Consider the following 14,075-nt stretch of genomic DNA (forward strand, 5'->3'; position numbering starts at 1 on the left):
ATTTGTAATGCATGTTTAAAAGCATAGTGATGTCTGGCTGGTTTAAAAAGGCCTATTTAAGGCAACTTTCACTTGTTTTGATTTGGCGCAATTTTTGCTGAGAATGAGAATTTATTCACTTTGCGGCGAGGGTGATGCGCAGTGAGTTGTGCAACTCACCGCGCAAAGTGATCATTATGACGAGAAGAATGCGATCAATACTGGCGCCAATAGACTCAATAAAAAGCCGTGAACGATGGCCGCTGGGACCATTTCCAGCCCACCACTGCGCTGCAATACGGGCAAAGTAAAGTCCATTGAAGTTGCACCGCACAAGCCAAGCGCCGTTGAGCGACTGCTGCGAACTAGCGTTGGGATGAGCATGATCGCCACCAATTCCCGCGCTAAGTCATTGAAGAAGGCCGCGCTGCCGATCACTGGGCCAAATGCATCAGTCAGCAAAATACCGGACAGTGAATACCAACCGAAACCCGAAGCCATCGCTAGCCCAGTTTTAATCGGTAACCCCATTAACGCTGCGGCGAGTGCACCACCGAGTAATGCACTGATGCCGACGATAAAGGCCACAATAGTGCCACGGCGGTTCAGCACGATTTGACGCAGTGTCATGCCACTGTTACGCAATTGGATGCCGACTAAAAACAGCAGGAAGATCAGTGCGATTTCGCTGCCTTTCGCCGCAAACTGTAGCCATGCCCATTGGCTCAACCCCAGCAAAAAACCGATAATTACCACACCGCATAATTTTAATGATTCCAACGCCATATGCAGCCGCGAAGGTAATGCTTCCTGACGATGTGTGTTCCGCCAAGGTAATTTACGCTCGAGTAAAAACAACCCGAGTAGATTGGCACAAAAAATACAGAGGAAAAAAACGCCCGTGTATTGGAAGATCAGCAGCAAATTAGCGCTGAGATTTTCCAAAAATGCCAGACTGATGCCCATAAAGAATAAAATCACGTAGACCATCCAGCTTAATAAGCGGTTGATCATTTGAATGAGTGACTTGCTGCTAAGTGGGATCAAATAACCGACGATTAACGGCAAAAGAATGATCAGCAATCCTGAATACACGAGTTATACCGTCCTGTTTTGCGGTTAAGATTATTATGCGGGGATGAGTGACACGGCGGTTAGAACGAACCAGTACCAATATCAGATAAGCAATAGCGCTCAGTGCTGCAATAAGCTATCTAAAAATTCCCGCAGAGTAAAGCCGCATAGATATCGCTGTATCATCTGTTTAGATGAGGTTTTTTACCTCATATTTTCAATATAATCCGCTATGCTTGCCGAGTTAACAGTGTTATCTAGTAATCAATGTTATCTAGTCATCAGTATTATCTAGTAGTAACAGTCTGATTCCATTCGCACCGGAGGCGTAACATGTATCTTGAACGCGTAGATATAGTCGGTTTTCGCGGTATCAACCGTATTTCATTGAACCTTGATGATAATACCGTGTTGATCGGTGAGAATGCTTGGGGTAAATCCAGCCTATTAGATGCGCTTACGTTACTTTTATCCCCCGAACCGCAACTTTATCATTTCACTATGCAGGATTTTTATTATCCGGCGGGGGATGAACAGGCGAAAGAGCGCCATTTACAGGTTATTTTTACCTTTTGTGAGAAAGATATCGGCCATTGGCGTGCGCCTCGTTATCGACAATTAGCCCCGCTATGGATCAATAATGATGACGGCTTGCATCGTATTTATTATCGGGTTGAAGGTGAGTTGGCTGATGATGGCACCGTGTGCACTTGGCGTACATTCCTCGATTCAGAAGGCCAGCCGCTGGCGTTACATGATATTGAAAAATTGGCGCGGGGCGTCATTCGCATTCATCCTGTACTGCGATTACGCGATGCGCGTTTTATGCGTCGACTACGGACTACCACCCTTGAAAATGGCCAATCGCCAGATAAAGTGGCGCTGAACCAACAGTTAGATCAGTTAAGCCGTGAATTGGTGCGCAACCCACAGAAATTGACTAATTCTGAACTGCGCCAAGGGCTAGAAGCCATGCGCCAATTGCTGGAGCATTATTTTGCTGAGTTTGGCTCGCAATCAGTCGGCGTACGTAGTCATCGCTTTCGCCCTCAACCCGAGCGTGAGGCTTGGCTGGCGCTCGACAATATCAACCGAATGGTGGCTGAACCCAATAGCCGTAGTATGCGATTAATATTATTGGGTATGTTTTCAACGTTACTGCAAGCTAAAGGCCCGCTAAGCCTTGATCCTCATGCCCGGCCTTTATTGTTGGTTGAAGACCCTGAAACTCGCTTGCACCCCATTATGCTATCGGTCGCTTGGGGGTTACTCAGCCAACTTCCCTTACAGCGAATTACGACCACTAATTCTGGCGAACTCGTGTCATTGGTGCCTGTCGAGAGCATTTGCCGGTTGGTACGTGAATCGTCACGGGTGGCAACTTACCGTATTGGGCCACGTGGCATGAGTGCAGAAGACAGCCGCCGCATCGCGTTTCATATCCGCTTCAATCGGCCTTCAGCCTTATTCGCTCGCTGCTGGTTGATGGTGGAGGGGGAAACAGAAATCTGGTTACTCAATGAGCTAGCGCGTCAGTGTGGCCATCATTTTGAAGCTGAGGGCGTAAAAGTGATTGAGTTTGCCCAAAGTGGTTTGCGGCCTCTGTTGAAGTACGCTAATCGTATGGGGATTCAATGGCATGTTCTGACGGATGGCGATGATGCTGGCAAAAAGTATGCTGCCACGGTACGAACAATGGCAGAAAATGACCATGAGCGGGATCGTCTGACTATTTTACCCGCACCTGATATGGAGCATTTTTTATATCGGGGTGGTTTTGGTGATGTTTACCATCGAGTCTCGGGAATACCAATGAATGCCAAAATGCAGCCACGTAGAGTGATTGAGAAAGCCATTCATCGCACCTCCAAGCCAGATCTTGCCATTGAGGTGACCAGTCAGGCCAGAGATTGGGGGGTAGAATCAATCCCCCCATTACTGAAAAAAATGTTCTCGCGTGTTGTTTGGCTCGCGCGTGGGCGAGCAGACTAACGCAATGGCAGGCAGAATAGCGCAACAATGTGTTGCGTTTAACTCTCGATAAAATGCGCAGCTAAGCCGCTTTCGAGTTGATCAAGCAACTGATAACGGCGGCGATATTCTGCCCGTTTTTTGCTCGCAATATCTTCAATCGGCTTACGTGCAATCTGTGTGGGTAAGCTGAAATGGCCTTTTGAGCATTGTATCCCGCCCAAGGAGCGCCAGAAGCTATCGTAATCTGCGTGCAACTTATCTTTCTTCTTCGCTCGATAGCGCCAGTTTTGATAAATGTGCGTGGAATTCCCAACCGCGATGATTTGTGTTGCGCCCATCAGGTTTGCCAACGCGCAGGCTGCCTCTAACACCAAACGTTTTGGAAATAAACCATGGCACGCTTTGGTACTGAGATGAATTTCGCTATGGGGAGTATCGTTATCAGCCCCTTGTAAGCCACCAATAAACAACGTTTTTTGCTGCTGATAATGAAATAAGCTGAACGTCAGTACGGCCAGCGTTTGTTGTTGCTCATTGGTCAGCATCAGCGTAATTTCCCCCTCTTTATTGAATCTCGCTATCGCGGCCAAATAAAGGAAGTACTTCTCCTCATTTTTACCGGTTAGCTCAGTCAATTGATAGGGCGAGTTATTGGCATAATGGTGCCGTAATGACGCTGGCATACATTCATTTATCAGTTCGAAATGATCCTGTAATACCGCCAGTTTTTGGCGATTATTAAATGTATTTGCCAAATAAGGGCGATGCAATTTACAGGGTAAATCAGGTTGCTCGCGTAACATTTTGCTCAGAAACGGCTGTTTCACCAGAATGCCTAACAAGTTAAAGGTTAATTTAGGGCAAATTAAGCTTCGGGCGATAAATTTAAGTCGAAACATCAATTTATGCCATGAACCGCCCAACGCGGGATTGCCTTTAAACAGCAATGCGATTAACCCCCAAGAGTTAATATTGTTAGGGTTTGATGTGGTGTTACTAATGTTATGCATGATTAAATCCGTTGTATCACTATTTTTTCGCCGCTATTGACGTTACGTGGCTATTGAAACAATCGGGAACTAAACAGTGTGTCAATGCATCTTAGGATTCGCTGGTAGCATGGTTATATTGAGATTTCGTTTAACTAAATGAGAATTTCCGATGGTAATTTCGGCAATTTGAAGAAGAAAATTAAGGGAAGGTAATTAATTTGATGCCGTTCAGTAGCACTCAGCGCCGGTGGCTCTTGGTACTTGTCGTAGTGATTATCGGAGGTTTTTTCCTCGCTAAACACTCAATGGCGCCAGCGCCGGTTCAATATCAGACAGTCAAAGTTGCTCATCGTGATTTGCAACAAAATGTCTTGGCAACGGGCAAACTTGATGCAGTGCGCAAAGTAGATGTGGGTGCGCAGGTCAGTGGGCAGTTGGAAAGACTGTACGTAGAAATTGGCGATCAAGTGAAGCAAGGACAGCTATTGGCGATGATCGACCCGCAACAGGCGCAAAACCAAATCAAAGAAGTAGAAGCGACACTACAGGATTTGAACGCCCAGTTGGCGCAAGCAAAAGCGGAAATGCAACTGGCAGCAGTGACGTTGCGCCGTCAGCAAGATCTGGCGAAACTTCAGGTCGTATCGCGTCAGGATCTGGATCAAGCCAGTACGACATTGGCCGTGAAAAAAGCGCAAGTTGAGACCATTAATGCGCAAATTAATAAGGCCAAGGCCAGTTTGGATACCGCCAATATTAATTTGGATTACACCAAAATCTCTGCCCCAATGGCCGGTGATGTGGTGCAAATCACCACCTTGCAAGGCCAGACTGTTATCGCAGCTCAACAGGCGCCGAATATTCTGACATTAGCAGATATGAGTACCATGCTGGTCAATGCGCAGGTTTCCGAAGCCGATGTGATTCATTTGAAACCGGGGATGAAAGCCTCGTTTACCGTGTTAGGTGACCCCGGAAAGCGTTTCGATGGCGTGCTAAAAGACATTCAGCCGACACCGGAAAAAGTGAATGATGCGATTTTTTATTCGGCACGCTTTGAAGTGCCCAATCCTGACCGAGTGTTACGTTTGCAGATGACCGCACAGGTTTCCATTGAGCTAGCAAATGTGAAACAAGCCATCGTGATTCCATTATCAGCATTAGGTGAGGAGCTAGGCACTAATCGTTATCAGGTTGCGGTGCTAAAAGACGGCAAAGAAGAGAAACGCGAAGTGACCATTGGCATTCGTAATAATGTGGATGCGCAGGTAGTGGCAGGGTTAAACGTCGGTGAGGAGGTCATCGTCAGCCGCGGCGGCATGGAGGAAGCATAATGACGGCACTGCTTGAATTAAAAGGCATCCGCCGGAGTTATCAGTCTGGTGGCGAAACGGTTGATGTATTGCAGGATGTCTCACTGACGATTAATGCGGGTGAGTTGGTTGCCATTATCGGTGCTTCGGGCTCGGGTAAGTCAACGCTGATGAATATCCTGGGTTGTTTAGATAAGCCAAGTGCAGGTGTCTACAGTGTTGCTGGCCAAGATGTTGCCACGTTAGATAATGACGCGCTGGCGGCACTGCGTCGTGAGCATTTTGGTTTTATTTTCCAACGATATCACCTGTTACCGCATCTCAGTGCGGCCCATAATGTGGAAGTTCCGGCGGTCTATGCGGGTTTGGGGAAGCAGGAGCGACGTGAACGCGCAAAAATGCTGCTAACCCGCTTGGGATTAGAAGAGCGAGTTGATTATCAACCCAATCAGCTCTCCGGCGGGCAGCAGCAGCGTGTCAGTATCGCCCGAGCCTTGATGAATGGCGGGCAGGTTATTCTTGCCGACGAACCCACTGGGGCACTGGATAGCCATTCTAGCGTTGAAGTCATGGCGATCCTGAAGCAGTTACAGCAACAGGGGCACACGGTCATTATTGTGACCCATGACCCGACTGTTGCGGCTCAAGCAGAGCGGATCATCGAAATTAAAGATGGCCGAATCATGGCAGATTCTGGCTCCAAAACAGTCGCCGCCGTTGCAACGTCGGAAGTCACGAGTCTCACGCCGCCCGCGCCTTCATGGCAGCAACTGACGGGACGTTTCCGCGAAGCGTTATTAATGGCTTGGCGTGCGATGTCGGCCAATAAAATGCGCACTGCGCTGACAATGTTAGGCATCATCATTGGGATTGCTTCTGTTGTCTCCATATTGGTGGTTGGGGATGCGGCTAAACAGATGGTACTCGCGGATATCCGTGCGATCGGAACGAATACCATCGATATCTATCCTGGCAAAGATTTTGGTGATGATGATCCCAGTACGCGACAAGCACTGGTTTATGACGATATGGCGGCGCTGAAAGAGCAATCCTATGTCAGCGCGGTATCGCCGACTATCGCTGGCAGTATGAGGCTGCGATACGGCAATATCGATGTGGCAGCCAGTGTGTCGGGTGTGAGTGAACAATATTTTCGCGTATACGGCATGAAGCTCGAACAAGGCACCGCCATCACGCGTGAACAAGTTGAACGTCAAGCGCAAGTCGCTGTGATTGACCGTAATACCCAACGCAGGTTATTTCCCCATATTAACGATGTCGTGGGGCAAGTGATATTGGTTGGGAATATGCCTGCAACCGTGGTGGGGGTAGTGGAAGAGAAACAATCCATGTTTGGTAGTAGCAAAGCACTGCGCATTTGGGTGCCATATAGCACGATGGCCAGTCGCTTGATGGGGCGTTCATACTTCGATTCGATCACGGTGCGGATTAAAGAAGGCTATAACAGCAAAGAAGCTGAACAACAGTTGATTCGGTTGTTGACCATGCGGCACGGCAAAAAAGACATTTTCACCTACAACATGGACAGCTTGCTGCAGACGGCGGAAAAAACCACCCGCACCATGCAATTGTTCCTGACATTGGTGGCGGTGATTTCACTGGTGGTTGGCGGGATTGGCGTGATGAATATCATGTTAGTCTCAGTCACTGAACGTACCCGCGAGATTGGTATTCGCATGGCTGTGGGCGCGCGATCGAGTGATGTTATGCAGCAGTTTTTAATCGAGGCGATCTTGGTCTGTCTGGTGGGTGGGGCGTTGGGGATAACACTCTCCTTCGCAATCGGTTTGATTGTGGAGATGTTTTTACCTAACTGGCAAATTACTTTCCCACCGATGGCGTTGTTCAGTGCATTCTTGTGCTCAACCGTGATAGGGGTCGTGTTCGGTTATCTACCGGCTCGAAGTGCCGCCAGACTCAACCCGATTGACGCTTTAGCGCGAGAATAATGGCTGAGCGAACATCGATTCGGGTGATAAGATGATCGCAATGATGATTTTTACGGTCATAAGAATGAATCAATATCGGCCATTGACCACATCTATTAAGCCCGCATAATAGGGAAATAAAAATGCCAGTCATGATTGACTGGCATTTTGAGACGTCATGGCGTAATTGGCGATAGCCTCCAGAAACACATCTGTCACCGGTGTGTTTTCGGTGATGGAGTTGCCATGGTATTAATGCGAATGAGTGCGTGGTGTCAGGCTAGTGCAGCCATTTCCTGCGGTATGTCTGCTTGTAATACCACCTCTAACCCAAGTGGCACTATCAGGCTGGCATGGTTACCCTTCGGCCCTTGGTGGACATCAAAGTTAACCATCTGACCGGCTTTTAACGTTCGGTAACCATCCATCTGGATAGTTGAATAGTGAGCGAATATATCTTCACCACCGTTCTCGGGGCAAATGAAGCCAAAACCTTTGGCATTATTGAACCATTTAACAGTACCCGTCTCCATACTTCTACGTCCCTCGCAAGGCTATTCTAGTTTGAGATGAGGTAATCGCTGGTTAAAGTGAGTGCAAAGTGGTTAAACCGTCAGCGTTGATGAAAACTTAAGCATTGGTTAAAACATCAGCAACCCACGAAAATACACTCTAGTGGAAATGCTTATAACGTCAAGGAGTCGCTTTTGTCTGGCAGAGGCAGTTCTTCAAAGTTTGATGCAGCTAACGCTATTGTGTTTGTTTGGTTACAATTTAATCGTTTTTAAGGTGGGGGAATCGGCTTTTTTCTCTGGCGGCGTTATGGCATAAGTGATGTTAAAATAATAATAGATATCTTCATCAAATGGTCTTATAACCGGAGTGAGGTATTGCTCCTGTGTAGTTCAGTGAAACGATGGGCATGCAATGGGTAATAATAACGACTGGCTAAATTTCGAACACTTAGTCAAAGATAAACAGAAAGAGGCGCTTAAACCGCCGTCAATGTATAAAGTTATACTTAACAACGACGATTACACACCGATGGAATTTGTGATTGACGTTCTGCAAAAGTTCTTTTCTTATGATATTGAACGTGCAACACAATTGATGCTCAATGTGCATTATCAAGGAAAGGCGATTTGTGGTGTTTTTACTGCTGAAGTGGCAGAGACAAAAGTCGCACATGTAAATCAATACGCCAGGGAGAACGAGCATCCATTGCTTTGTACGCTGGAAAAAGCCTGATTAAGGCAATTATTGGGAGGTGCCTATGCTCAATCAAGAACTTGAACTCAGTCTCAACATGGCTTTCGCCAGAGCGCGTGAGCACAGACACGAGTTTATGACCGTGGAGCACCTATTGCTGGCATTGCTGAGCAATCCAGCCGCGCGGGAAGCGCTGGAGGCGTGTACGGTTGACCTGGTGGCATTACGCCAGGAACTGGAAGCGTTCATCGAACAAACCACACCAACATTACCTGTCACTGAAGAAGAACGTGACACCCAGCCAACGCTCAGTTTCCAACGGGTGTTACAACGCGCGGTCTTCCACGTTCAGTCATCTGGGCGTAATGAAGTCTCGGGTGCCAACGTGCTGGTGGCTATCTTTAGTGAACAAGAATCTCAGGCGGCCTACCTGCTGCGTAAGCATGATGTCAGCCGACTGGATATCGTGAACTTTATTTCCCACGGCGCCCGTAAGGATGAGCCGGGTCAGGCACCGAATGCAGAAAATCCGGTGAATGAAGAGCAGGCAGGAGGGGAAGACCGTATGGAGAACTTCACCACCAATCTGAATCAACTGGCCCGCGTTGGCGGCATTGACCCACTCATTGGGCGCGATAAAGAACTGGAGCGCACCATCCAAGTGTTATGCCGTCGGCGTAAAAACAACCCATTGTTAGTGGGGGAGTCCGGTGTCGGTAAAACGGCCATCGCCGAAGGTCTGGCATGGCGTATCGTGCAAGGTGATGTACCAGAAGTGATGTCTGAATGTACCTTGTACTCGCTGGATATCGGTTCGCTACTGGCTGGAACCAAATACCGTGGTGACTTTGAAAAACGCTTCAAAGCCCTGCTGAAACAACTGGAAAATGATAAAGACAGCATTCTCTTTATTGATGAAATTCATACCATCATCGGTGCTGGTGCTGCCTCTGGTGGGCAAGTTGATGCCGCTAATCTGATTAAGCCGCTGCTTTCCAGTGGGAAAATCAGAGTGATCGGCTCGACGACCTATCAGGAGTTCAGCAATATCTTTGAAAAAGATCGTGCTTTGGCGCGGCGTTTCCAGAAAATCGATATTACTGAACCGACGGCTGAAGAGACAGTTCAGATTATCAATGGCTTGAAACCGAAGTATGAAGCACACCATGACGTGCGTTATACCGCGAAAGCGATACGTGCAGCGGTTGAGTTATCAGTGAAATATATCAATGACCGCCACTTACCTGACAAAGCCATTGATGTAATCGATGAAGCGGGTGCCCGTAGTCGCCTAATGCCTGCTAACAAACGTAAGAAAACCGTCAATGTATCGGATATTGAGTCAGTGGTTGCTCGTATTGCGCGTATTCCGGAGAAAACGGTCTCTGCCAGTGATCGCGATGTCCTGAAGAACTTGAACGAACGCTTAAATATGCTGGTATTCGGTCAAGATAAGGCCATAGATGCACTGTCTGAAGCCATCAAGATGAGCCGTGCTGGTTTAGGGCATGAACACAAACCCGTCGGATCATTCTTGTTTGCTGGCCCTACCGGTGTGGGTAAGACGGAAGTGACGGTGCAATTGGCCAAAGCACTGGATATCGAGTTGCTACGCTTTGATATGTCCGAGTACATGGAGCGTCACACTGTCAGTCGCCTGATTGGCGCACCTCCAGGCTATGTTGGTTACGATCAGGGTGGTCTGTTGACTGATGCGGTTATCAAGCATCCTCATGCTGTGTTGCTGCTTGATGAAATTGAGAAGGCTCATCCAGATGTGTTCAACCTGTTATTGCAGGTGATGGATAACGGCACACTGACGGATAACAATGGGCGTAAAGCCGATTTCCGCAACGTTATTTTAGTGATGACCACCAATGCGGGTGTACGCGAAACACAGCGTACTTCCATTGGCTTTAAACAGCAGGACAACAGTACGGACGCCTTGGAAGAGATCAAAAAAGTGTTTACGCCGGAATTCCGTAACCGGTTGGACAACATTATTTGGTTCAATCACTTGTCACCGGCGGTTATCCAGCAAGTTGTGGATAAATTCATTGTTGAGTTGCAGGCCCAATTAGATGCCAAAGGTGTGTCACTGGAAGTCAGTGAAGAAGCCCGTAATTGGTTATCTGATAAAGGTTACGACAAAGCGATGGGCGCACGACCAATGACGCGGGTGATCCAGGAAAATCTGAAGAAACCGTTGGCAAACGAGTTGTTGTTTGGCTCTCTGGTTGATGGTGGCTCGGTCACTGTTCAGTTGGATAAAGAAAAACAACAACTGGCTTATGAATTCCAGAGTGCGCAGAAGCGGAAAACTGAAGGTGCTGTTCACTAATTCAGCGTGTTAATACCGAAGGTGTGTTAATGCTGGCGAATTTGTGCAAATAAAATAGAAAAGGGCGATAAGTTGATAGCTTATCGCCCTTTTTATTTTGGGTGTTTCACTTTCTTCATGGCTGATAAAGCCGTATGACTGAGTAAATAAAAGAAAACGCAAAACGCCCTTACCATAAATTGGAAGGGCGCCGGAGGGGGACTACATCCTCAGAGCTCGCGAGTCGTCGACTTGCGACAGATTAGCCGATTAACGGCTACGGAAGACAATGCGGCCTTTGCTCAGGTCGTACGGGGTCAGCTCTACAGTGACTTTGTCACCCGTCAGGATGCGGATATAGTTTTTACGCATTTTACCGGAGATATGAGCGGTTACCACGTGCCCGTTTTCCAATTCAACGCGGAACATGGTGTTCGGCAGCGTATCAAGAACGGTGCCCTGCATTTCAATATTGTCTTCTTTGGCCATCGAATCCTCTAGGTGTAACTACCTTAGTTTTTAACCGGCAAGATAATGCCGAAAAACCCACATTATGTAAAGAAGTGTTGGCGGTCATCGCACCATTTCCGCAAAATCAGTCTGCCGGTAAGAGGGGGATAAAGCCTAATGTGGGGTGTTTTAAGCGGTTGAGTTTTACTGCATCGAAGATGAAAAACTCAACGATTGCGGTAACCAGCATTCAGCCGGTAGTGGACTAAACTGGAGTTGACTCAACTGCTGTAAAAAAAAGTTTCGGGGGATCTCAATCGCACCCAGCGACGCAGTGTGAGCGTTGAGGACCTGACAGTCAATCAGTTCTCCACCCTGACCGGTAAAATGATGACAAAAAACCATTAATGCGCTTTTTGAGGCATTGTCAGCACGACTAAACATGGATTCACCGCAAAACAATGCGCCAATGGCGATGCCATACAAACCACCAACTAGCTCATTTTCCAACCAAACTTCGACTGAGTGGGCATGCCCCAAAGCATGAAGCTGGCAATATGCCTGCTGAACATCATCGCCAATCCAAGTTCCCTCATCACGCTGCGAGGCACAAGCTTGGACAACATCCTTGAAAGCATGATTCAGCGTAAATCGATAAGGGCAGTGCCGCAAAAAACGACGCATGCTGCGACTAATATGCAAATCCTCTGGAAACAGAACCGCACGTGGATCGGGTGACCACCACAAAATCATTTCCCCTGGACTAAACCAAGGGAAAATTCCCCGTTGGTAGGCTGCCAGCAAACGGGGGGCAGATAAATCGCCCCCCAGCGCCAACAATCCGTTTGGTTCACGCAGTGCCAGCTCAGGTGACGGGAAGGCGAATGACTGTGAAGAGAGCTGTGTAATGCGCATAAATCTCCTTGGCGATGCTAACAGGCTCATATAAGGATCAACGTCTCAGTGTCGACATCTCAGTTTCAACATCAGTAATACTGCTTTGCTTTCAAGCGCTTTTAATCATATTAGTTGATGAGCTACTGCTGTGCCGTTGATTTGAGCACAATAATAGTTTCCCTATCACGACATCAGTGACGTTGATGGAATTGGTAATAGCGTCCCTTACGTTGCAACAAACTGTTGTGATCACCTTGTTCGACTATCATCCCGCCGTCCATGACGCAGATTCGGTCCATAAACTCCAATCCATGCAAGCGGTGAGTGACAATAATCAAGCTTTTCTGCTGACAATGCTGACGCAATAACGCCAGAATTTGCTGCTCGGTTTCTGCATCTAACCCTTCGGTCGGCTCATCAAGTAACAACAACGGGGCAGGGTGCAATAAAGCACGGGCTATCCCCAAGCGCCGTTGTTCACCGCCAGACAATGGCCGCCCGCCATCGCCCATCCACGCATTCAATCCTTCACTGTTATCGAGTAAATTGGCTAAACCTACCTGCTCTAAAACTACTTTTAGTTGTGCATCTGAGGCGTCAGGGCAAGCAAGTAACAGATTTTCGCGCAACGTACTGCTGAAAATATGTACCCGCTGGCTGACCACAGTCATCATCTGGCGCAGCGTTGTTTCATCATAGTGAGCCAGTGGCATTCCGTTGAGTGTGATGACCCCCTTATTAGCATCCCAAGCTCGGGTTAATAGCTGCAACAGTGTTGATTTACCGCAACCAGTACGACCCAATAGCGCAATATGCTCTCCTGCGGCCAGTGACAGCGATATATCCTGCAAAACAGGTAATGGCTGCTGCGGATAAGTAAAACTTAACCCTGTCACTTCCAGCGCCACCTGAGAGGTAACCTTTGGACCCGATACTGGGAATGTCACTTCAGGCTTTTGTTCCATCAATTGAGCGACCCGAGTCGCTGAGGCAATAACCTGTCCTAAATGTTGGAAGGCTCCAGCCACGGGCAATAATGCTTCAAAGGCGGCCAAGGAGGTAAAAACAAACAAGGCCAACAATGCACCTGGCTGGCTGTTTCCACCAATGCCTTCAGCAGCAAGCCATAAAATCAGTGTGACAGTTAAGCCGGAGGCTAGAATCATCAATGCCTGCGCTAGACCCGCCAACGAAGCCTGTTGTCTCTGTCGGATCATCCAGCGCTGTTCAATTCCCTCTAGTGACGCACGGAAACGTCGCTGTGCGCCAAAGACTAATAACTCAGCTTGCCCTTGTAACCAAGATGTCAGTTGCGAACGATATTGACCACGTAGATCAGTTAAATCGCGGCCAATAGGCTGACCTGCACGATAGAAAATCAATGGGACTAACAGCAATAGCCCCAGCAAAATTGCCCCGAGGGTCAATGCTAAATTGACATCCAGATAACTTAAGCCAAACGTCACGACAGCGATAATGACGATGGCAGCTATCAAGGGTGAGATAACGCGTAAATAGAGATGGTCGAGGGTATCGACATCCGCAACTAAACGGTTAAGGAGTTCACTTTGACGAAAACGAGCGATGCCAGCAGGGGAGAGCGGCAGGACTTTTTGGAAAGCGAATACGCGTAGATGAGCCAACACGCGGAATGTTGCATCGTGACTGACAACTCGTTCAGCATATCGACCAGCGGTGCGGGCAATTGCTGCACCACGGACACCGGCAGCCGGTAACAAATAGTTAAACGTATAGAGCCCCGCAGGCCCAGCAATGGCAGTGCCGGCTAAGAACCAACCTGATAATGTAAGCAATCCGATACTGGCTAACAGCGTAACAATCGCTAGAATAATGCCGAGGCATATGAGGAACCAATGGCGGCGATACAGCGCCAAAAAGGGAAGAAGTACGCGCATGA

The 14,075-nt window shown here is 48.0% G+C and carries 11 protein-coding genes; 5 read left to right on the forward strand and 6 right to left on the reverse strand.

Features of this window, described 5'->3' with window-relative positions; genetic code table 11:
- Positions 1-174: 174 nt before the first annotated feature.
- Positions 175-1,074: a lysine exporter LysO family protein gene (locus tag BN68_RS02015; RefSeq protein ID WP_019209479.1), complete on the reverse strand. Its 900-nt coding sequence runs from the start codon at positions 1,072-1,074 to the stop codon at positions 175-177.
- A 312-nt stretch (positions 1,075-1,386) separates the two neighbouring features.
- Here BN68_RS02015 and BN68_RS02020 point away from each other — a divergent pair, with 312 nt between their 5' ends.
- Positions 1,387-3,045 carry an ATP-dependent endonuclease gene (locus BN68_RS02020; RefSeq protein WP_019209480.1) on the forward strand — a complete coding sequence of 553 codons (1,659 nt, stop codon included), beginning with the start codon at positions 1,387-1,389 and terminating at the stop codon, positions 3,043-3,045.
- A gap of 38 nt (positions 3,046-3,083) precedes the next feature.
- Here the strand turns inward: BN68_RS02020 and BN68_RS02025 are convergent, their stop codons facing one another.
- Complete coding sequence (locus BN68_RS02025; RefSeq protein WP_019209481.1) at positions 3,084-4,037, reverse strand: VirK/YbjX family protein; 954 nt, start codon at positions 4,035-4,037, stop codon at positions 3,084-3,086.
- 203 nt (positions 4,038-4,240) lie between these two features.
- On the opposite strand from BN68_RS02025, the gene macA reads away from it, so the two are divergent.
- Both macA and macB read left to right on the forward strand, forming a co-directional pair.
- Positions 4,241-5,353, forward strand: coding sequence for a macrolide transporter subunit MacA (gene macA / locus BN68_RS02030; RefSeq protein WP_019209482.1), 1,113 nt, complete (start codon positions 4,241-4,243; stop codon positions 5,351-5,353).
- Positions 5,353-7,302 (forward strand): macrolide ABC transporter ATP-binding protein/permease MacB, encoded by a 1,950-nt coding sequence (gene macB / locus BN68_RS02035; RefSeq protein ID WP_019209483.1) that lies wholly within the window; start codon positions 5,353-5,355, stop codon positions 7,300-7,302. The genes macA and macB overlap by 1 nt, the downstream gene beginning before the upstream one ends.
- Before the next feature lie 254 nt (positions 7,303-7,556).
- Here the strand turns inward: macB and cspD are convergent, their stop codons facing one another.
- Positions 7,557-7,814 carry a cold shock-like protein CspD gene (gene cspD / locus BN68_RS02040; RefSeq protein ID WP_019209484.1) on the reverse strand — a complete coding sequence of 86 codons (258 nt, stop codon included), beginning with the start codon at positions 7,812-7,814 and terminating at the stop codon, positions 7,557-7,559.
- 394 nt (positions 7,815-8,208) lie between these two features.
- Between cspD and clpS the strand changes: the two genes are divergently transcribed.
- The gene (gene clpS, locus BN68_RS02045) at positions 8,209-8,529 is read left to right on the forward strand and encodes an ATP-dependent Clp protease adapter ClpS (protein ID WP_005184739.1); all 321 of its coding nucleotides are present in this window, start codon (positions 8,209-8,211) and stop codon (positions 8,527-8,529) included.
- A 25-nt stretch (positions 8,530-8,554) separates the two neighbouring features.
- On the forward strand, positions 8,555-10,831 hold the full coding sequence (gene clpA, locus BN68_RS02050; RefSeq protein WP_019209485.1) for an ATP-dependent Clp protease ATP-binding subunit ClpA: 2,277 nt from the start codon (positions 8,555-8,557) through the stop codon (positions 10,829-10,831).
- Positions 10,832-11,080: 249 nt separating this feature from the next.
- Here clpA and infA read toward each other — a convergent pair whose 3' ends face one another.
- From infA to cydC, 3 genes are all read right to left on the reverse strand, one after another.
- On the reverse strand, positions 11,081-11,299 hold the full coding sequence (gene infA / locus BN68_RS02055; RefSeq protein WP_002211347.1) for a translation initiation factor IF-1: 219 nt from the start codon (positions 11,297-11,299) through the stop codon (positions 11,081-11,083).
- 165 nt (positions 11,300-11,464) lie between these two features.
- On the reverse strand, positions 11,465-12,175 hold the full coding sequence (gene aat, locus BN68_RS02060) for a leucyl/phenylalanyl-tRNA--protein transferase (RefSeq protein ID WP_019209486.1): 711 nt from the start codon (positions 12,173-12,175) through the stop codon (positions 11,465-11,467).
- A 173-nt stretch (positions 12,176-12,348) separates the two neighbouring features.
- Positions 12,349-14,073 carry a heme ABC transporter ATP-binding protein/permease CydC gene (gene cydC, locus BN68_RS02065; RefSeq protein ID WP_019209487.1) on the reverse strand — a complete coding sequence of 575 codons (1,725 nt, stop codon included), beginning with the start codon at positions 14,071-14,073 and terminating at the stop codon, positions 12,349-12,351.
- Positions 14,074-14,075 lie beyond the last annotated feature (2 nt).

This window comes from Yersinia massiliensis CCUG 53443, from assembly GCF_000312485.1.
GTDB lineage: Bacteria > Pseudomonadota > Gammaproteobacteria > Enterobacterales > Enterobacteriaceae > Yersinia > Yersinia massiliensis.